25 protein-coding genes, 1 other RNA gene and 1 pseudogene are annotated in these 19,535 nt (G+C 44.3%); 15 read left to right on the forward strand and 12 right to left on the reverse strand.

The window, feature by feature from the left end; genetic code table 11:
* Window positions 1-167: 167 nt before the first annotated feature.
* The 10 genes from ssrA to CHRO_RS21065 all read right to left on the reverse strand — a co-directional run bounded on the left by ssrA (window position 168) and on the right by CHRO_RS21065 (window position 8,103).
* Window positions 168-555, reverse strand: a transfer-messenger RNA (tmRNA) gene (ssrA, locus tag CHRO_RS30770).
* Between the two features lie 98 nt (window positions 556-653).
* Window positions 654-1,601 (reverse strand): F0F1 ATP synthase subunit gamma, encoded by a 948-nt coding sequence (locus tag CHRO_RS21025; protein ID WP_015156235.1) that lies wholly within the window; start codon window positions 1,599-1,601, stop codon window positions 654-656.
* Window positions 1,602-1,693: 92 nt separating this feature from the next.
* Complete coding sequence (gene atpA / locus CHRO_RS21030) at window positions 1,694-3,211, reverse strand: F0F1 ATP synthase subunit alpha (RefSeq protein ID WP_015156236.1); 1,518 nt, start codon at window positions 3,209-3,211, stop codon at window positions 1,694-1,696.
* 133 nt (window positions 3,212-3,344) lie between these two features.
* Window positions 3,345-3,902: an ATP synthase F1 subunit delta gene (atpH, locus tag CHRO_RS21035; RefSeq protein ID WP_015156237.1), complete on the reverse strand. Its 558-nt coding sequence runs from the start codon at window positions 3,900-3,902 to the stop codon at window positions 3,345-3,347.
* The gene (locus CHRO_RS21040; RefSeq protein WP_041463379.1) at window positions 3,899-4,474 is read right to left on the reverse strand and encodes a F0F1 ATP synthase subunit B; all 576 of its coding nucleotides are present in this window, start codon (window positions 4,472-4,474) and stop codon (window positions 3,899-3,901) included. Before CHRO_RS21040 ends, atpH begins: the two co-directional genes overlap by 4 nt.
* A 131-nt stretch (window positions 4,475-4,605) precedes the next feature.
* Complete coding sequence (locus CHRO_RS21045; protein WP_015156239.1) at window positions 4,606-5,034, reverse strand: F0F1 ATP synthase subunit B'; 429 nt, start codon at window positions 5,032-5,034, stop codon at window positions 4,606-4,608.
* Between the two features lie 180 nt (window positions 5,035-5,214).
* Complete coding sequence (atpE, locus tag CHRO_RS21050) at window positions 5,215-5,460, reverse strand: ATP synthase F0 subunit C (protein ID WP_008233924.1); 246 nt, start codon at window positions 5,458-5,460, stop codon at window positions 5,215-5,217.
* 107 nt (window positions 5,461-5,567) lie between these two features.
* Window positions 5,568-6,329: a F0F1 ATP synthase subunit A gene (gene atpB / locus CHRO_RS21055; protein WP_015156240.1), complete on the reverse strand. Its 762-nt coding sequence runs from the start codon at window positions 6,327-6,329 to the stop codon at window positions 5,568-5,570.
* A 56-nt stretch (window positions 6,330-6,385) separates the two neighbouring features.
* The gene (locus CHRO_RS21060) at window positions 6,386-6,829 is read right to left on the reverse strand and encodes an ATP synthase subunit I (RefSeq protein ID WP_015156241.1); all 444 of its coding nucleotides are present in this window, start codon (window positions 6,827-6,829) and stop codon (window positions 6,386-6,388) included.
* Between the two features lie 92 nt (window positions 6,830-6,921).
* Window positions 6,922-8,103, reverse strand: coding sequence for a class I SAM-dependent methyltransferase (locus CHRO_RS21065; protein WP_015156242.1), 1,182 nt, complete (start codon window positions 8,101-8,103; stop codon window positions 6,922-6,924).
* 100 nt (window positions 8,104-8,203) lie between these two features.
* Here CHRO_RS21065 and CHRO_RS21070 point away from each other — a divergent pair, with 100 nt between their 5' ends.
* From CHRO_RS21070 to CHRO_RS21085, 5 genes and pseudogenes are all read left to right on the forward strand, one after another.
* Window positions 8,204-8,503, forward strand: a complete 300-nt coding sequence (locus tag CHRO_RS21070) for a BrnT family toxin (protein WP_015156243.1) — start codon at window positions 8,204-8,206, stop codon at window positions 8,501-8,503.
* Window positions 8,493-8,777, forward strand: a complete 285-nt coding sequence (locus CHRO_RS21075) for a hypothetical protein (RefSeq protein ID WP_015156244.1) — start codon at window positions 8,493-8,495, stop codon at window positions 8,775-8,777. The genes CHRO_RS21070 and CHRO_RS21075 overlap by 11 nt, the downstream gene beginning before the upstream one ends.
* Window positions 8,778-8,825: 48 nt before the next feature.
* Window positions 8,826-9,000, forward strand: a pseudogene (locus tag CHRO_RS32710) (type II toxin-antitoxin system HicB family antitoxin).
* A 257-nt stretch (window positions 9,001-9,257) separates the two neighbouring features.
* Window positions 9,258-9,431 carry a hypothetical protein gene (locus tag CHRO_RS32715; protein ID WP_015156245.1) on the forward strand — a complete coding sequence of 58 codons (174 nt, stop codon included), beginning with the start codon at window positions 9,258-9,260 and terminating at the stop codon, window positions 9,429-9,431.
* Window positions 9,428-9,748, forward strand: coding sequence for a hypothetical protein (locus CHRO_RS21085; protein WP_015156246.1), 321 nt, complete (start codon window positions 9,428-9,430; stop codon window positions 9,746-9,748). Before CHRO_RS32715 ends, CHRO_RS21085 begins: the two co-directional genes overlap by 4 nt.
* 124 nt (window positions 9,749-9,872) lie before the next feature.
* Here CHRO_RS21085 and CHRO_RS21090 read toward each other — a convergent pair whose 3' ends face one another.
* Entirely contained in the window at window positions 9,873-10,217 is a 345-nt protein-coding gene (locus CHRO_RS21090; protein ID WP_015156247.1) for a type II toxin-antitoxin system PemK/MazF family toxin, read from the reverse strand.
* Window positions 10,217-10,423, reverse strand: a complete 207-nt coding sequence (locus CHRO_RS21095) for a hypothetical protein (RefSeq protein ID WP_015156248.1) — start codon at window positions 10,421-10,423, stop codon at window positions 10,217-10,219. The genes CHRO_RS21090 and CHRO_RS21095 overlap by 1 nt, the downstream gene beginning before the upstream one ends.
* Window positions 10,424-10,685: 262 nt before the next feature.
* Between CHRO_RS21095 and CHRO_RS21100 the strand changes: the two genes are divergently transcribed.
* The 10 genes from CHRO_RS21100 (at window position 10,686) to CHRO_RS21145 (ending at window position 19,496) form a co-directional block, all read left to right on the forward strand.
* Window positions 10,686-10,910 (forward strand): hypothetical protein, encoded by a 225-nt coding sequence (locus CHRO_RS21100; protein ID WP_015156249.1) that lies wholly within the window; start codon window positions 10,686-10,688, stop codon window positions 10,908-10,910.
* Entirely contained in the window at window positions 10,911-11,345 is a 435-nt protein-coding gene (locus CHRO_RS21105; protein WP_015156250.1) for a PIN domain-containing protein, read from the forward strand.
* 18 nt (window positions 11,346-11,363) lie between these two features.
* Window positions 11,364-11,612: a UPF0175 family protein gene (locus CHRO_RS21110; RefSeq protein ID WP_015156251.1), complete on the forward strand. Its 249-nt coding sequence runs from the start codon at window positions 11,364-11,366 to the stop codon at window positions 11,610-11,612.
* Window positions 11,609-12,103 carry a PIN domain-containing protein gene (locus tag CHRO_RS21115; RefSeq protein ID WP_015156252.1) on the forward strand — a complete coding sequence of 165 codons (495 nt, stop codon included), beginning with the start codon at window positions 11,609-11,611 and terminating at the stop codon, window positions 12,101-12,103. The genes CHRO_RS21110 and CHRO_RS21115 overlap by 4 nt, the downstream gene beginning before the upstream one ends.
* 178 nt (window positions 12,104-12,281) lie before the next feature.
* Window positions 12,282-12,920, forward strand: a complete 639-nt coding sequence (locus tag CHRO_RS21120) for a Uma2 family endonuclease (protein WP_015156253.1) — start codon at window positions 12,282-12,284, stop codon at window positions 12,918-12,920.
* A gap of 141 nt (window positions 12,921-13,061) precedes the next feature.
* On the forward strand, window positions 13,062-13,622 hold the full coding sequence (locus tag CHRO_RS21125; RefSeq protein WP_015156254.1) for a Uma2 family endonuclease: 561 nt from the start codon (window positions 13,062-13,064) through the stop codon (window positions 13,620-13,622).
* 324 nt (window positions 13,623-13,946) lie between these two features.
* Complete coding sequence (locus CHRO_RS21130; RefSeq protein ID WP_015156255.1) at window positions 13,947-17,354, forward strand: phycobilisome rod-core linker polypeptide; 3,408 nt, start codon at window positions 13,947-13,949, stop codon at window positions 17,352-17,354.
* Between the two features lie 458 nt (window positions 17,355-17,812).
* The gene (apcA, locus tag CHRO_RS21135; protein ID WP_015156256.1) at window positions 17,813-18,298 is read left to right on the forward strand and encodes an allophycocyanin subunit alpha; all 486 of its coding nucleotides are present in this window, start codon (window positions 17,813-17,815) and stop codon (window positions 18,296-18,298) included.
* 52 nt (window positions 18,299-18,350) lie between these two features.
* Window positions 18,351-18,836: an allophycocyanin subunit beta gene (gene apcB / locus CHRO_RS21140; protein ID WP_015156257.1), complete on the forward strand. Its 486-nt coding sequence runs from the start codon at window positions 18,351-18,353 to the stop codon at window positions 18,834-18,836.
* Between the two features lie 456 nt (window positions 18,837-19,292).
* Entirely contained in the window at window positions 19,293-19,496 is a 204-nt protein-coding gene (locus CHRO_RS21145) for a phycobilisome linker polypeptide (protein WP_015156258.1), read from the forward strand.
* Window positions 19,497-19,535 lie beyond the last annotated feature (39 nt).

Here is a 19,535-nt window from a genome sequence, read left to right on the forward strand (position 1 = left end):
AACAGCTAATCTTCTTGGTGAAGATTGCGGAAATAATTTAAGACGCTGTTGGGAAAAATCTGTATTATTGCGGTGGCGATCGCACCAACATTTTATATCTATGGTTACGCCAAAAAATTACCCACCCGGAATTTAACATCAAGGTGGGTAACTCAGTTTTGGTTTTTAAGTGGAGCTTACGGGAATCGAACCCGTGTCCAAATTGGGTATTAACCCCCCACTCGTTCACAGGCTTAGCCTTTTTGACCCTCAAGGCGGGGATCGTGCATTATCCCGCACGTAGGATGCTTCGATTAAGTCTTAACTAGCAAGTAAATCGAAGAAACCTTGCTAGAGCATCCGTTGGGGTTTGCCTGTAGTCCTTAACGGAGTCAAACTACAAGCGCTCGAATCTTTGAGAGATTATTAGGCAGCTACAGGAGCAGCCTTACGAGCAAAAGGAACGATGTTGTTCGCAGTTACGTTTTTTTGAGCCTTTGATTTACGAGAGGAGACTCACTCTCGACCTGTATCACAGAGCAGCTTTCGCCAACCTGTCGAAACCTTGAAAGCCCCATGTACTTCTTATCTCATTATAATTCGTCGTGGAGATTTTGGCAGGCAGATACAGAGGATCCCCCCTAGCCCCCTTGTTAAGGGGGGTTGGGGAAATCTTATTTCAAAGCTTCCGCACCGCCGACAACTTCCAGAATTTCCTGGGTAATGGCGGCTTGCCGTGCTTTGTTGTAAGACAGCGTAAGGGTATTAATCAATTCGCTAGCGTTGTCGCTGGCGTTATTCATGGCTGTCATACGTGCTGCCAGTTCGCTAGCAGCAGATTCTTGTAATGCACGCAATAATTGGTTATTCAGGTACAAAGGCAACAGAGCATCGAGAATTTGTACGGGATCTTGCTCAAATAGCATATCCTTGGGAAAACTCCGTGCAGTGGCAGAAACTTTCTGTCTTTCCACTTCAAATTCACCACCACGGGTAGTCAGCCGAAAAACTTCATCGTCTGCAGCTTCAAAACCTTGAGCGTCTAATGGTAGCAGAGTTTGTACCACTGGGCGAGAACTAACTAACGAGACGAATTTGGTATAGATTAACTCCACTCTGTCTACGCTTTCCGACAAAAACAGGGAAAGCAACTCGTCAGCAATATTAGAAGCTTCTGCCGCTGTAGGAATTTGCTCTAAACCCGTATACGTTGCATCAATGGGTTGGTTGCGGCGTTGAAAATACTGGATGGCTTTGCGTCCGACAAGGATGTATTTGTATTCCAAGCCTTCAGCTTGAAGTTCTTTGGCGCGGTTTTCTGCCCGTTTAATCACGTTGGTATTATAAGCACCGCACAAGCCGCGATCGCCTGTAATTACCAGCAAACCAATGGAGCGAATGTCTCGTTTTTTGAATAGCGGTAGGTTGACATCTTCAAACTGCAAGCGAGTTTGTAGATTATACAGTACTTGTGCCAAGCGATCGGCAAACGGACGAGTAGAAAGTACTTGTTCTTGAGCGCGACGCACCCTAGCCGCTGCCACCAAACGCATCGCTTCTGTAATTTTTTTCGTATTTTTGACCGACTGAATGCGATCGCGGATTAATTTGAGATTCGCCATGATTCGATTTTAGATTTTAGATTTTAGATTTTAGATTTGGAAATTTGGATTTTAGATTTAATCCAAAATCCAAAATCCAAAATCCAAAATTGCTACGCAGTTGCTAAGAAGGTTTGTTTGTATTCGGTAATTGCTTCTTTCAACAACTTTTCGGCTTCATCGGTAAGTTGTCGTTCGCTACGAATGATTTCACCATACTTGGGTTTACTGGTTTTCAGGTATTCCCGCAGTCCTTTGGTGAAAGTGGTAACTTTATCTACGGCGATGTCGTCCATATAGCCGTTAATCCCAGCGTAGAGGATGGCAACTTGCTCGAATACCGATAGTGGCGAGTTTTGTGGCTGTTTCAACAACTCCCGCAAACGCTGACCCCGTGCCAACTGGTCTTGGGTGGCTTTATCCAAGTCGGAGGCAAATTGCGAGAAAGCTTGCAATTCGTCAAATTGTGCCAACTCCAATTTCAGCTTACCAGCAACTTTTTTCATTGCCTTGGTTTGAGCTGCCGAACCTACCCGCGATACGGAAATACCAGGGTTAATTGCCGGACGAATACCAGCGTTGAACAAGTCGGAAGTTAAGAAGATTTGACCGTCGGTAATGGAAATTACGTTGGTAGGAATGTAAGCCGATACGTCCCCTGCTTGGGTTTCGATAATTGGTAGGGCTGTCATGCTGCCTTCGCCTAGTTCGGTGCTAAGTTTTGCCGCACGTTCCAACAAGCGGGAGTGGAGGTAGAATACGTCTCCAGGGTATGCTTCCCGTCCTGGTGGACGACGTAGCAACAAGGACATTTGGCGATAAGCAGCAGCTTGCTTGGACAAGTCATCGTAAATGATTAGAGTTGCCTTGCCTTTGTACATGAAGTACTCTGCCAATGCTGCCCCCGTGTATGGCGCGAGGTACTGGAGGGTAGCAGAGTCGCTGGCGTTAGCTGCAACGACAATGGTGTAGTCCATTGCGCCCTTCTCTTGTAAGGTCTGGACTACGTTAGCAACGGTGGAAGCTTTTTGTCCGATCGCGACGTATACACAGATGACATCTTCGGTTTTCTGGTTGATGATCGTGTCAATGGCGATCGCGGTTTTACCTGTTTGTCTGTCACCGATAATTAATTCCCGCTGTCCTCTACCTACAGGAATCATTGCATCGATCGCGGTAATTCCTGTTTGCATTGGTTCGTATACCGAACGCCGCGCTACGATACCAGGTGCGCCAGACTCGATCAAACGGAATTCTGAGGTGTTTATGTCTCCCTTACCATCAATCGGACGACCGAGAGCATCCACAACACGTCCGATTGTGGCTTCTCCAACTGGAACCTGGGCAATTTTACCTGTAGCGGTAACGGAACTGCCTTCTTGGATGTCGCGACCTTCACCCATCAATACCGCACCTACGTTGTCTTCTTCTAGGTTCAGGGCGATACCAACGGTTCCATCTTCAAATTCTAAGAGTTCGCCAGCCATAGCTTTTTCTAAGCCATAGATCCGGGCGATCCCATCTCCTACTTGCAATACCGTACCAACGTTAGCAACTTTAACTTCTTGGTCGTATTGCTCGATTTGCTGCTGAATAATACTGCTGATTTCGTCAGGTCTGATACTGATCATGGTGAGTTTGTGTTAAGGAATTTTGGGAATCGGGAGTGGTGAAGACAAGGGAGAGGGGGGAGACAAGGGAGAGGGGGGAGAATTTTTCCTCCTTGTCCTCCTTGTCTCCCTTGTCCTTCTTTCTTCGTCCTTTTTAAGTGCCGCTAGTAAGTCGTAAAGAAAGGCGGCGCAGTTGTCCTCTGATACTAGCGTCGATCACTTGAGAACCAACTTTGACGATCGCACCACCGATTAAGCTTTGGTCGATTCTTGTTTCTAGTTCTACCTGACGGGCGTTGGTCATGGCAATGACTTTATCCCGCACAGCTTGCTTTTGTTCTTCAGTCAGTTCGACAGCTGAAGTGACTTCGGCTAAAACAGTTTGATTCAGTTGCCGCAGGAGGGCGAGATACTGTTGACAAATCCCTTCTAACAAAATAATGCGGCGGCGGTCTACCAACAGCATTAAGAAGTTACGCATGTAGGGGTTGACATTATCGCCGACAACTCGCCCCAATACTGCCTTCTTGTCGCTGATGCTGACGAAGGGGTTAGCGAGAAAGTTACGAAATTGCTCTGATTCCCGCAACAAATTCGTTAAAGTACGGGCATCTTCGCCGAATTGTTCCGTGAGGTTATTACTACGCGCCACAGACATCAATGCCTGGGCGTAAGGCTGCACTACCTGTTCGTTCATGGCATTGCTGCTCATTTACTGCCTCCTAGTAGTGCTATGCTGCGATCGATTGTTTGTTGTTGGATATTTTCGTCTAATCCCGATTCCAATTGGGATTCTACCTTTTGTAAAGCCATTGCAACTACAGAAGCTCGCAGTTGAGCGATCGCTCGTTCTCTTGCCGTATTTAAATCTTGAGTTGCTGTCTCTTTTAAGCGTTGAATATCTATTCCCACCTGAGCCAAGATTTGCTCTTTGGCTTGTTGAGCGTTCGTTGTCGCGCTTTGGCGAATTCTTTCGGCTTCCGCTTGAGCTTCTGTCAATCTTTGCTGCTGTTTTTGCAGTGCTGCTGCTGCTTCTTTAGCGCGGTTTTCTGCCGCTACAATTTCTGTTTCTATGCGCTCGCGGCGATCGCTCAAGGTTTTTCCTACTACCTTGCTGCCAAAATATACTAGTACGCCAACAAGAATAGCCAGGTTAATTAGGTTTGTTTCTAAAATATCAAAATTAAGACCAAACCCGCCTGCTTCTGCTTCTGCTTCTGCCGCTTCAGCAAGTAGTGGGCTACCTTGTGTCACCAACCAGATAAAACTTCCCATCATACCCATCCACATTTTCAGTTGTCAGTTGTCAGTTATCAGTTATCAGTTATGAGTCAGGAGTCAGAAATCAGGAGTCAGGAATCAGGAGTCAGAAGTTAGAATTCACTGGTCACTGGTCACTGGTCACTGGTCACTGTTCAACTGGTTACTGTTCCTAACAGCTTTTCTACGATTTGGCGACTGAGGGCATCTACCTGTTGCTGCAACGAAGCCATAGCTGCTTGTCGTTGTTGCTCAATTTCTTGAGCTGCTTGTTCTCGTTGTGCTTGGGCTTCTTTTTGTGCCTCTGCTATTTTTTCCGCCGCTATTCTTTGTGCATCTGCTTGAGCGTCGGCAACAACTTTTTGCGATTGACGACGAGCATCTGCTATTTGCTGCTCGTATTCTTTTGCTAATCGCTCTGCTTTCGCCAAACGTTCTTTTGCTTCAACATTATTCGTGCGGACGTAATTATCGCGGTCGTCCAGTGCCTTTGTTAGTGGCTTGTAGAAAATGACATTCAATACAGATGCCAACAGTAGGAACTGCAACGCCATTAAGGGCAAGGTAGCATCAAAATCAAACATTATTTCTCCCCTTTGGCTTGAATGGCTGTTTTCATGCCAAGCAACATCATCCACCCTTTCATATTCTAAAAATCCTCTGTTGTTTGAGAGGCAATTTACACGCGATCCGATTGAAAAAAGTTCTCACTCAGTTGTAGAGACGCTCTTAAGAACGTCTCTACAAAGATAAGAATTTAGGTTTTAGGAAAAGGGGTTAGCAAACAGTAATACTAGGGCAATTACCAGACCGTAAATGGTTAGCGATTCCATGAATGCTAGAGTCAACAGCAGAGTACCGCGAATTTTTCCTTCTGCTTCGGGTTGACGAGCAATACCTTCTACTGCTTGACCCGCAGCATTTCCTTGACCGATACCAGGACCGATTGCAGCTAAACCGATTGCTAATGCGGCAGCTAGAACTGAAGCAGCAGAAACTAATGGATCCATCTTGATTTTCCTTACTTTGAGTACACAACAAACTTTCTTTTCAGTTGTCAGTTATCAGTTATCAATTAACTCTGACTTCCGACTTTCTGACTTCATCATGAGTTGCTCTAATGAGCCTCATGTTCTTCACCACCATGACCCTCCATCGCCTCATGAATGTATGCTGCTGCGAGGGTAGCAAAAACCAGGGCTTGGATCGCACTAGTAAACAAACCTAATGCCATCACTGGCAGAGGTACAAACAGAGGTACGAGTAGAACTAAAACCGCTACTACTAATTCATCCGCTAAAATGTTACCAAATAGTCGGAAGCTTAGGGAAAGAGGTTTGGTGAAATCTTCCAAAATTGCGATTGGTAACAGAATTGGCGTTGGCTCAATATACTTTTTAAAGTACCCTAAACCGCGTTTGCTAAAACCCGCGTAAAAGTACGCTAAAGAAGTTAACAACGCCAGCGCTACTGTTGTATTAATATCGTTAGTTGGAGCGGCTAATTCACCTGATGGCAACTTAATTAACCGCCAGGGAATTAAAGCACCAGACCAATTCGATACGAAAATGAACAGAAATAGCGTGCCAATAAATGGAACCCAAGGACGATACTCTTTCTCACCAATCTGATTCTTGGTCAAATCCCGAATGAATTCTAGCGCGTATTCCATTAAATTTTGGATACCACTAGGAACTTTCTGGATGTTCCGAGTAGCTGCTATCGAAGCAACTACTAGAATGCCAATCACAAACCACGAGGTGAGAAACACTTGCCCATGAATTTTGAGATTGCCCAATTGCCATAAAAAATGTTGACCTACTTCCAACGAGGCAAGAGGGAATAAATTAAAGGTGTTTGTGACGCTAAGCATTTGCATTCAAGCAGTTTTCCCAAAAAGCGAGAATGGGGCGATTGGTTTTGCGGTTTCCTAACTTATTTAGAGTTAGGAATGAAAGCAGATTGAATCGTATAGACGAGAAGTGTGGCTTTGTAAGTCAGAAACCCCAAGAATATCGGCAGAATCTGTAGTTGACGCAATTGAGTTGCGACTACAATCACACCAATAAATAGGGCAAACCGAGATTTACTCAGTTGTCTTTTTTCTTGACCTAGCCGCTCAACGTCTCTAGCCAACATTTTTAAGTAAACCATACCTGTGACTGCTCCGAGCAAATAGTTCAGGGCAGTGTTGAGGGAATAGAAAATCCACACAGAGATAAAAATAAACCCCGTCAATCCAAGGGTGATTGACAATAATCCTTGGAAGAGTTGATAAAACTCTTGCATTGAGGAAGTCTTGTCTTGTGTGGTAGTGGAACCAGGTTGAGATTCCTCAGTTGCAGGTGTTGGTGTTGTTGATTCGTCTGACAAGTTCACAAAAACTCGCAAATGACGCTGACGCTAATGTTTCGACTCTAATGAGCCACGTAGAATCATACCACGTTACGGTAACAATACTTAAAAAAGAGTTAACCAGGCGAAAGTACGATTAGTTGTTGGGAAAGGAGCGATCGCACCCCTTCTATGCCCAGTTCTACGTTAGCTAAAATTTCACCTATTGTTAAGTTGCGATCGCAAGCCTGTAAAAATTCCAGTTCGGTTTCTGTTAGATTAACGATTTGATAGTCGTAGTTAAACAAGCAGCGACTCGGAAAGCCATCTATACAAGGGTTTAGTTCGGGAATGGCTGCGAGTAAGGCTGCATCTGACGACCAATCGGCTTGCGGTAGCGATGGACGACCTAAGAAAAATTCGTAGTGGGTAACTTCTGGATCTAATAGTTCGATTAAACGATATTTAGCGCGATCGCTCAATGGGTTAGTTCTCTCCAATAAACTCGGATCTTTGCCCAAAAGCCGCTCTATTTGCCAAAAATTTGGGTTAGAAAAGCCCAAGAAAGTTAACCCAGAAGCATCAATTAAATCGAATAATGTATCAATATTGTAGTCAATCTCTTGCGGATGAACGTACATGTCTGCAAAACATTCATCTCGCTGATTTTCCATCGCCCAGCGTGATTTTTCGCGTTTGACAAGACGATTGTTTTCTGGTAGAGAAGCAAATAGTTTTCTGCCAATTTGTACGCCATCGCGATAATCGCCCTGTTTGTCATTTTGCAGCAGTGCGATCGCCTGTTGCATTAATTTGATTTCCCAGCGCCCCAATTCTCCATACACGAAGATGTGCATGATTCCACCTGGGGCGAGTTTAGATGAAATGGCTTGAATCCCACGGATCGGATCTGGTAAGTGGTGCAGCACTCCCACGCAGTTAATTAAATCGAATTCCCCTGGTAGTTGTTCCGCATCGTACAAACTCAGGTGTTGAAATTCAACGCGATTAGCACCCGAACGCTGACAGCGTTCCCGCGCCACAGCCAAAGCACCCGCACTCAAATCGATTCCTACAACTTGGGCATGTGGGTTGAGGTGAACCAAGTATTCCGTTCCTACCCCCGTACCGCAGCCAGCATCGAGAATGCGGATATCTTGTTTTTGCGGTTTTTGTCCGGTACAGAAGCTATAGGCGGCTAGCCAATTCCAGCGCCAGTTATAGCCAGGAGGCGGTTCGTCGAGTAGCGGTTCTGGAGGAAAGGGATACGTATCGTAGAGTTTGGCGACAGCAGCACTAATGCTTTGGGAGTCTGACATGGATGGGCTATGAGGGCAGCATCAATGTAGTGTAGCGGAATACGGGTTACAGGTGTTATTGTATTGACAATGTAAATACGATTTGCCTACACTATGAGGTATGGACACATACTTTGTGCTGAATGGCATTACCTTTGTATGGAATGAGGAAAAAGCTCGAAATAATCTTGACAAGCATGATGGAATAACATTTCAGCAAGCCGCAGAAGCCTTCTTCGATCCGTTTCTAGTTGTGGTTGATGCCAGTCGCAATGATGAAGCACGGGATGCAATTATTGGCATGGATAGTCGATGGAATCTTTTATATGTGGTTCATATTGAGTTCGATCAAGACAACATAATTCGGATTATTTCAGCTCGGAGAGCAACACGTAAGGAGCGCGAACACTATGAAAACTGAAACTTTGAAAAAACGATTAGATAAGAATCGCCCCATGATCGCTGTTACCATTCGTATTCCTGAAGATGTCGTAGACGATTTAAAACGGTTAGCGCCACTACTTGGATTCTCCGGTTATCAGCCTTTAATTCGAGCATATATTGGTCAGGGACTTCGAGTAGATATTGAGCGATTGGAAGGTAATACTGTTTCTGCATTAATTGCCAGTCTAAAACGTCATGGTGTAAGTGATGAATTGATTCATAAAGCTCTTAGCGAAGCTACTCATGAGTGAATGCTACTCACTTAAGTAATAAAATAATAATAGTCTGATAAAAATAGACTGTTTCTAGTCACGATTCCAGAGTTTCGCGATTCGCGTTGTTATGCCTTGCACTCATGGAAAAACTTGCGGGGAAGCAATTCGTAATGGTGAGAAAGTAATTGAAATGTATTTGGAAGCTTGGCAAGCAGAAGGTGAATCTATCCCCGAATCTAACACGCTTCAAATTGCTTGATTTCTATTTCAATTCTGGCACTATGGGTACGTGTTGTGAAGTTCAGCAACCCAGATCTAATGCTTTAAAGGTTTGACGCAATGTAGTGTAGTAGGTACTATCGGGCGGATGAATAGGGCGAGGCGATCGCCTAGACAAAAGTGGTAACAAATACAGAAATTACATACTTTATATTCAACAATGATTGACTCTAATAAGTTTGGGGAACACTATGGATAGGCACATTTAGTTTGTTCTCATGCACTTGAAGAAAAAGTATGTGGTTCATCTTTAATTGGTTATCATGGTTAACTTCTCTAGTCTTGCAGCTATGGAATATTTTACCTGAGCAAGCAAAACGTAAAATTATTGAACTAGTTATCTCAGCAATGGAAGAGATAATTCGTGCTTACTATAAAAATTACAAAAATGAAGGTCAGGATAAAAAATGAGTAGCTTTAAAGATTTTATGGATAACGCTATAGAGTCATCAGACCAGAGTTTACCAGCATCAAACATATCTCTGGCTAGTATTCAATCTTCTTTAGCTATTTCAATGAGCGCCATTACATCACCGTTTTTCAAACCTAATGAAGAACAAAAGTTTTCAGAACAGGTATCTAGTTTAGTTCAAAACGATGCTTTCCTGTCCGAATTGAGTGACCAAATTGGTGAACCACAAGTAGATGAGTCTGAGGACGATTTTGTAAAGCGTAGTAGTAATGTACTAAGGAAAATGCTATATAAGCATTTTGGTATTAAAGAATAAGTTTGTTTGTGTAGCCGTAGGTTAATTTGCGGCTACTTTTGATATATGTCAAAAATGCGATCGCTTTTAGGGAAGTATATCGGCTCTTGCGATCGCGTTTCATCTCTCTAAATTTCAACTTTCATCAAAGCTGAAAAGCCTGAATCATAACAGCATTCAACTGCTGAATTTGATTGGTTCCTAATTTGCCTAACCGCCTTGTAATTAACCTACGTTCAAGGGTAACAATTCGAGTTACTCTGACTTTAGAATTTACCTTTAATCCAGTATCCGCGAATTCTGAATCTGAAGAATCAATAACAAACTCCCCTACGCCTAAATTAGAAAGATTTTGCGAGGAAATAAAGCAGAGGGTAACGTCTTGATTGCTAGAGTCTGCCCATATTACTACAGCAGGACGTAGTTTTGTCTGCTGCAAATCTGTAAACGGAAATGGAGCCAGGACTATATCACCCTTTACTAAACTCACTAGATAGGCTCTCCATCTTCAAGAGAGTATAAGTCTGGCTCATCTGCTAAGAACTCGAAAGCTCCTCCGCTGTGAGCAAGTTTCATGATTTCATCAGTTGTAGGCTCAGAAGTATCCCAAAATAATTTTGTTTCTAACAGTTTTCTTTCTTCCGGTGAAAGTGACAAAATTACTTGTATAAGGGATTCAACCAATTGTGTGTTCATATCTCTAGTTTTTAGTTCTGTAAATGCAAAGCTGAAAAATATCGCGTTTCTATAAGATTATACTAATCTGGACAAGCAGATTTAGCTTGTATAGTTCTGTAAGTTTCAAGCTATTGGCTACTTTTGATATGTAACAAAAATACCTTAGTCAAGCGCAAACGTTGTTATCGCTTTTAGGGAAGTATATCGGCTAAGCGCGATCGCGCTGTTGGGCGATCGGCTATGCTTAGAGTAGGAAGTAGCATAGTGTTTAGGAGTATTAATGATGCCTAGTGTTGAATTTCAAGCCAGAGTGGAAAATGGCAAGATCGTCATTCCTGAAGAATATCAGCAAGAATTATCAGAAGTTGCTACTGTAAAGATTGTTATATTGAAGCAGTCTAGAAAACAAATAACTCCATTCGACATTATGGATGAGCTAGCACAAAACCCTGTTTCAATCTCAGGAATTCGCATGATTTCGCGGGAAGAAATGCACGAGCGGTAGATGATAAACGATCCACTTTGTTTTCTTGATTCTAATGTTTGGCTTTACCGTCTAACAACCGATCCAAATTATAATGAGGCTATTGAGGTTAGAAAACGATATATTGCAATCGAGTTAACTAACAACGTAAATGGTATTGTCAGTACTCAAGTTATAAATGAAACTTGTTCTGTATTACTTAGGAAAGCTGCATTTACTGAGGAACAAATTCAGCAAGTTATTCAATCTTTTTATAACCGAGTTGCTGTAATAAAGTTAACTAGCGATATTCTCATAAATGCATTTAACTTACGAACTCGCTATAGTTTGTCATTTTGGGATGGTTTGATTGTTGCTACTGCATTATCCACAAATGCTAAGATTCTGTATTCAGAAGATATGCAAGATAATTTAGTTATCGAGCGGCAACTGACCATTGTAAATCCCTTCAAATAATTGATGAGGTAAAGTGCTATGAGTGTTGTAATCTCAGACGAAATCCTTCAAGCATCTGGACTGACTCTAGATGAATTTCGCCAAGAAATTGCCTTGCACCTGTTTCAAATAGGTCGTTTAAGCTTGGGTTACGCTAGCCAGCTGGCGGAGATGAAGCCTAGTGTCTTTCGCCAACTCCTCAAGCAGCGAAATATTCCACTCTACTCTTATGATGTTGATGACTTTGAACTCGATCTGAAAAATTTAAGAGAATTGGGGCGGCTGTGATTGTCATCAGCGATACATCAGTCATCACAAATTTGGCAGCAATTCAGCACTTGTACCTTTTACCCCAACTCTACAATCAAATTATTATTCCCGAAGCAGTATATCGCGAACTAGTAGACATCGATCCTCCAGTGCCAGGAACTCTCGAAATTCAAGCTGCTTCCTGGGGTGAAATTAGGCAAGTTGTGAATCGTGGTGTCGTTGAACGGCTCCAGCGTGACGTAAGGTTGGATCTTGGAGAGTCTGAGGCGATCGCTCTTGCTTTAGAACTGAATGCTGATTTACTTTTAATAGATGAACGTCGTGGTAGAGCCGAAGCCGATCGTCTGGGTATAAGGATTACTGGAGTATTAGGTATTTTGGTTGAATCTAAACGTCAAAATCTAATTATTGCCGTCAAGCCGTTAGTAAATAGCCTAATTGCTACGTCTGAGTTTAGAGTATCTTCAGCCCTGTACGCTCTGATTCTAGATAGGGTAGATGAATCATAATATCGAGCAAAAGCAAGGTAAAAAATGAAATAAAATAGGTTTCCTAAAGCGAACTAAAATCGTAGATAGCGAGTTAAAAAAATTTTTAACCTGGCGGCTACTTTCGAGCTATGCCAAAAATGCGATTGCTTTTTCCTAATGTATATACTAAAACTATACTCGCTCCATTTACGATCTTATGGCTATCGACACGCTGACTCCACTTGAACAAAGAATTGAGCTTTCTGGTATCAGCTGGGAAACCTACGAGCGGTTGCTAGCCGAACTGAGAGATCGCCGCTTGCGTCTCACTTACTACCGTGGCAATTTAGAAATAATGGCTCCATCACCAGAGCATGAATTTTATAAAAAAATTATCGGTCGTTTTGTGGAAACGTTGGCTGAAGAGTTAAAAGTTAAAATTTATCCGTTGGGTTCTACAACCTTTAAACGTCCAGAATTGAGTGGTGTTGAACCCGATGAGTGTTTTTATATTCAAAATCGGCGCTCAGTTCAAGGAAAAAAACGACTCGATCTAAATACAGATCCACCACCAGATTTGGTTATAGAAATTGATATTACGAGTAGTTCCGAGAATCGTTTAGCAGTCTACGCAGATCTTGAAGTTCTGGAAGTGTGGCGCTACGATGGCAAATTTTTGAAAATATACCAACTTCAAAATCGACAATATATTCAAGTTCATGAGAGTTTGGCATTTCCAGAAGTAGCTATTACAGAAATCGCTCAGTTTTTACAACAAGCTATGGATGCTAATATCGATTACTTAGATCTTATTCGTTCATTTCGTCAGTGGATTGAAAGTCAGGTTCAAGAATAGAATTTTGTTACTAGAGAACTTTAGTTTTTGGGTAGTTTCATAGGTTTCAACCTAGTAGTTATGTTTGGTATGTCACTAAAAATGCGCTCGCTCTCTCACACAACTTATTATTGATTTAATCGCTGTTATTAGGAGCAACACATGGCACAGATAGCAGTAGAAAAGCTGACTTTAGAAGAGTTTCTGAAGCTACCAGAAACAAAACCAGCTAACGAGTATATTGACGGACGAATTATCCAAAAACCAATGCCTCAAGGAAAACACAGTAGGTTACAAGGAAGGCTAGTAACAGCAATTAACGCAGTAGTTGAACCGCAACGAATAGCACTCGCTTTTCCCGAACTGCGCTGTACTTTTGCTGGACGCTCAATCGTACCAGATGTAGCCGTGTTTGCTTGGGATAGAATTCCCGTAGATGAAAATGGAGACGTTGCTAATACGTTTGCAGCTGCTCCAGATTGGACGATTGAGATTCTCTCACCTGACCAAAGCCAAACTAAGGTAACTGGGAATATTCTTCATTGTCTCAGTCACGGTAGCAAAATGGGATGGCTAGTCGATCCTGACGAGCGATCGCTTTTAGTTTACCCGCTAGGACAGCAACCGCAACTGTTACAAGAACCTACTCAAGTTCTACCCGTTCCCGATTTAGTAGCTATGCAACTTACAGCAGACGAACTATTCGGATGGCTAAAACTTTAAGTTAAGCCGATCGCCTCTCACATAAATTCAGTATTTGTTACAAAACTTATAATTTTTTTCAGTACTTATGTTGTAAGTAAGACTACATTCAACGGCATTGAGATTGAGAAAACTACACACTTCTTAATATAGCGGTGTAAAGAGCCCAAAACGTTCTAATCTAAAAGCTGACCAGGTTGATTTCAGGCGATCGTCACCTCATATAAGTGAAGAAAAATTCCCTTTCTGGGGAGGGAAAAACCTAAAATAAACAAACGTGAATTCATTCACACCCTGGTCAGACTTAACACAGTAACGATTATTGATGGGAGCTTAAGAAATCTAATGAGTGTTAAGGCAAGTGGTGGAAGCTCAGTTGCACGTCCGCAACTATATCAAACGCTAGCAGTCGCAACCATTTCCCAAGCCGAACAGCAAGACCGCTTTTTAGGGCGGGGCGAACTGGACGAGTTAGCCAACTATTTCGCCTCTGGCAATAAGCGGCTAGAAATTGCTGAAACTTTAACAAAAAATTCTGAGATTATTGTATCCCGTGCCGCTAACCGCATCTTTGTCGGTGGTTCGCCAATGGCTTATCTGGAAAAACCCAGAGAAACAGAAATGGCGATGGCAGCAACTGTACCTGATGTCAAACAAGGGATGCAGTTAGGAACTATCACCTACGTTGAGAGTCGGGGCGGCGGTTTCTTAGAGGGATTGCGATCGCTTTTCAGTGCTAGTCCTGGTGGTGGTGGCGGTGGTCCTACACCTCCTGGTTTTCGCCCCATCAACGTCGCCCGCTACGGTCCTGGGAACATGCAAAAATCCCTACGGGACTTGTCGTGGTTTTTACGTTATGCGACGTATGCGATCGTAGCTGGCGATCCAAATATTATCTCTGTTAACGTGCGGGGTCTGCGGGAGATCATTGAAAACGCCTGTTCTGGCGAAGCAACCATTGTCGCATTGCAGGAAATGCGGGCATCGGCGCTGTCTTATTTCCGCCAGAATCCTGAAGCAGCAAATATTGTTGCTCAGTACATGGACGTATTGATTACAGAATTTAAAGCCCCTACACCTTCTAATAAACTGCGTCAGCGTCCTTCGTCCGACCAGCAAGGGTTACAACTGCCACAAATCTACTTTAATGCGGCAGAAAGACGACCCAAGTATGCGATGAAACCAGGGCTATCGGCAGCGGAAAAGAACGATATTGTTAAAGCTGCTTATCGCCAAGTCTTCGAGCGCGATATTACCCGCGCTTACAGCCAGTCGATTTCTTACTTGGAATCTCAAGTTAAGAACGGCGATATCTCCATGAAAGAGTTTATTCGCCGCTTAGCAAAATCGCCCCTGTATCGTAAGCAATTTTACGAGCCATTCATCAACAGCCGCGCCCTGGAATTAGCTTTTCGTCACATTTTGGGTCGGGGTCCGAGTTCTCGCGAAGAAGTCCAGAAATATTTCTCGATTGTTTCTAATGGTGGCTTATCAGCACTAATAGACGCGCTGGTAGATTCTCAGGAATACTCCGACTACTTCGGGGAAGAGACTGTACCTTATATTCGCGGTCTGGGTCAAGAAGCGCAAGAGTGTCGTAACTGGGGTCCCCAACAAGACTTACTCAATTACAGCGCCCCCTTCCGCAAAGTACCGCAATTCATCACGACATTTGCGGCGTACAATAGACCGCTACCCGACCAACATCCGTATGGTTCTGGTAACGATCCGTTAGAAATTCAGTTTGGGGCAATCTTCCCGAAAGAAACCCGCAACCCTAGCAGCAGCCCTGCACCTTTTGGTAAAGATACTAAGCGGATCTTGATCCACCAAGGACCAGGGATTAATAACCAAAACAGCAATCCGAGAGCGCGGGGTGAATTCCCTGGCACTTTGGGCGCGAAAGTCTTCCGCTTGGATCAAATTCCAGCGACGGGTGGGAGAAAATCTCCTACAACTTCTAGCGTTAGATTCTCGGAAAGTTCGACTCAAGCCGTGATCCGCGCCGCTTACCTACAAGTATTCGGACGGGATGTGTACGAAGGACAGCGGCTGAAGGTAGCTGAAATTAAACTGGAAAACGGTGAAATTTCGCTTCGAGAGTTTATCCGTGCCTTAGCTAAGTCGGATCTATTCCGCAAGCTGTATTGGACACCATTCTATGTCTGTAAGGCGATCGAATACATTCACCGCCGCCTGTTGGGTCGTCCAACTTATGGCAGACAAGAAAACAACAAATACTTCGATATTTGTGCCAAGAAGGGCTTCTACGCTCTGGTAGACGCAATTATTGACAGCCCGGAATACGGCGAAGCTTTTGGGGAAGATACCGTACCATACGAGCGCTATCTGACACCTCAAGGTCAAGCACTGCGATCGCTGCGTACTGGTAGCATTCGCGAAGATGTTGGCGCAAGAGTCGATAAAGAAGAAACTCCCCGCTTTGTCGAACTGGGTGCTGTTACCGAAATGCGGACGCAGCCAGATATTCAGATTCGCGTGGCTCAAGGTGTTACCAAGCAGCGGGAACAAACGAAGATCTTCAAGCTAGAAGAAAACAGCGACAAAGTAGCCGTACAAACAGTTATCCGTGCTGCTTACCGTCAAATCTTCGAGCGCGACATCGAACCCTACATCGCCCAAAACGAATTCACCGCCCTAGAAAGCAAATTAGGCAATGGTGAAATTACCGTTAAGGAATTTATCGAAGGGTTAGGAAACTCAAACTTATATCTCAAAGAGTTTTACGCTCCTTATCCCAACACCAAGGTTATCGAGCAGGGAACCAAGCATTTCTTAGGACGCGCCCCCATCGATCAAGCTGAAATTCGCAAGTATAACCAAATCCTCGCAACTCAAGGTTTACGTGCCTTTGTTGGAGCAATGGTTAACAGTGCGGAATACGCTCAGGTATTTGGCGAATACTACGTGCCTTACCGTCGCTTCCCCACCTTGCCAGCAGCTAACTTCCCGAATACCGAGAAGCTATACAACCAGCTGACGAAGCAGAACGATGATATTGTCGTTCCCAGCTTCGAGCCAGTACAACCGCGCATGGCAACGGAAAATATGCCATTAATGGCAAAAGCGATCGCGGATATGGCAGCCAAAGCACGGCAAGTCGATAAGAGCAAGCCGCTATTTATCGAACTCGGTCGCTCCTATAACGACGGACGCGGACAATCTGTAGAAGTTGGTGTCGGTACGACTCGCCGCAAACCAGCGCGGATCTACCGCATGACACAGGGAGCCAACCAAGGGGAAATCGCCCAAGTTATCAACGCGATTTACTGTCAGGTCATGGATGTATTTAGCGGTCAAGTACCCGTTTACTTCCGTCGTTCTGACTTGGAGAGCAAACTGCGTAATGGTGAAATCTCGGTGCGCGAATTTATCCGTGCCTTGGCTAGCTCCGAAATTTACTGTCGTCGCTTCTACACCCCCTATCCCAACACCAAGGTGATTGAATTCCTGTTCAGACACCTGTTGGGACGCGCACCTGCAACTCAGGGTGAAATCAGACAGTACAACAAATTATTGTCTGAGGGCGGCTTAAAAGCGGCTGTAGACGCGATGGTGGAGAGTCCAGAGTATGCCCAGTACTTCGGCGAAGACGTAGTGCCATACCGTCGCTATCCGTCTCTCCCTGCTGGTAACTATCTGGGTAGCGTTAAGGCTGCGGCTGACTTAGTGAAGCAGTCTTGGTCTGACCTATCTCCTTCGTTGTTAGCGCAGTCCTTCGGGCAGCGGTAATTGACACGGGAAGATCCCCCCTAGCCCCCCTTGTTAAGGGGGGAATAGGAACTATATAGATTCCTGAGTTCCCGTTTTTAGGGGAAGCAAGATCCGCAAGTCCCCCTTTTTTAGGGGGATTTAGGGGGATCTAATTCCGATTGCGAAAAATTGCAGAGTTTAATTGCAATCCCTAGCCCCCCAGCTCCTCTTTTCAGTCCCAATTCTGAAAGAGAATGTTACAAACTGTTAAGAGCTGAATCAGAAGATGAACGCAATGCCGCAAAATATTTGCGGTAGGTAACTGAGATTAACAACTTGTGTAGATGCGATCGCGCAAGTCTTCTGCGAAGCGAAATAACTCTGATAGCCTACAAGCTGTTGGGTTACGGTAAAATCCAGAAGTGGCAATCAGTCACCCCCACGATTACACCAGTTATATATAAACCTGGTTTCATTTTTTTGGAGGAATCAGTTAAATGAGTATCGTCACGAAGTCCATCGTGAATGCCGACGCAGAAGCTCGCTACCTCAGCCCTGGCGAACTCGATCGGATCAAGAGCTTTGTTACCAGCGGCGAACGCCGTCTGCGCATTGCTCAAGCATTGACCGACAATCGCGAGCGGATCGTGAAGCAAGCTGGCGACCAATTGTTCCAGAAGCGCCCTGACGTTGTTTCTCCTGGTGGAAATGCTTACGGTCAAGAAATGACCGCTACCTGCTTGCGCGACCTAGACTACTACCTCCGCCTGATCACCTACGGAGTTGTAGCTGGCGACGTTACTCCCATTGAAGAAATCGGGATTGTTGGCGTGCGCGAAATGTACAAGTCCCTCGGTACACCCATCGAAGCAGTAGCAGAAGGCGTTCGCGCTATGAAGAACGTAGCTACCTCGATGATGTCTGGTGAAGACGCTGGCGAAGCTGGTTCTTACTTCGATTACCTCGTCGGAGCTATGCAGTAGAGCATTTGTCTACTTGTCGATCTTTTTACGTGTGACATAAGGAAGCAAAGAAATGCAAGACGCAATTACCTCTGTAATCAACACTTCAGACGTTCAAGGTAAGTACTTGGACACCGCTGCTATGGAAAAGCTAAAAGGCTACTTCCAAAGTGGCGAACTGCGAGTTCGTGCTGCTACCACCATCGCTGCTAATGCTGCTGCGATCGTTAAGGAAGCTGTAGCTAAGTCCCTGCTGTATTCTGATATCACCCGCCCAGGTGGTAACATGTACACCACTCGCCGCTATGCTGCTTGCATTCGCGACCTCGACTACTACCTCCGCTATTCCACCTACGCAATGTTGGCTGGCGATCCTTCCATCCTCGACGAGCGCGTTCTCAACGGTTTGAAAGAAACCTACAACTCCCTCGGTGTACCCGTAGGCGCTACTGTACAAGCTATCCAAGCGATGAAAGAAGTCACCGCTAGCTTGACTGGTCCCGACGCTGGTAAGGAAATGGGCGTATACTTCGACTACATCTGCTCTGGCTTGAGCTAAGAGTTGGATCTTTAAAGTAGTAGCTGCGATCGCAGGCTACTAAGGCAATCGTCTAAATCAAGTCTGGGAGTCGGTCGTGAGTGCTAGAACGTTCTATCGCCTACCTGACTCAGCGTTAAGAGTATAAGCGATCGCGCTTTAGTATTGACGATTTACTCCCAGCCTTCGATTAATTCAGTTAACAGTGTAGAGACGTTACATCTAACGTCTGTGCAGAGTTGTCAGGAATTGCTGTTAACTGGGGAAAATTACACGTCTAGTCATTAACACGTCAAGTCATTAAAAAGTTTTTGAGAAAATCTACCTGGCGCTCTCGAATAGCAGTGAAACTTATGGGAGAATTAGGGGTAGTAAATAAAAAGAGTGCTAATTCGGTAAGAACGTTGCAGCACTGACAAGCACTCGAATAAGTTGACATCAAAAATTTTCTACATTCTTTACAGGAGATTTTGAACGATGCGGATGTTTAAGGTAACAGCTTGCGTCCCTAGCCAAACTCGGATTCGGACGCAGCGCGAATTACAAAATACCTATTTCACCAAACTGGTTCCTTACGACAACTGGTTCCGCGAGCAGCAACGGATCATGAAAATGGGTGGCAAAATTGTGAAGGTACAATTAGCTACTGGCAAGCCTGGAATGAATACAGGTTTGCTGTAATTGCAGCTTTCTTCATAGGTTTCAATTAGTAGGGGCGCA

Origin of the sequence: Chroococcidiopsis thermalis PCC 7203 (assembly GCF_000317125.1) — a bacterium.
GTDB classification, from domain to species: Bacteria; Cyanobacteriota; Cyanobacteriia; order Cyanobacteriales; family Chroococcidiopsidaceae; genus Chroococcidiopsis; species Chroococcidiopsis thermalis.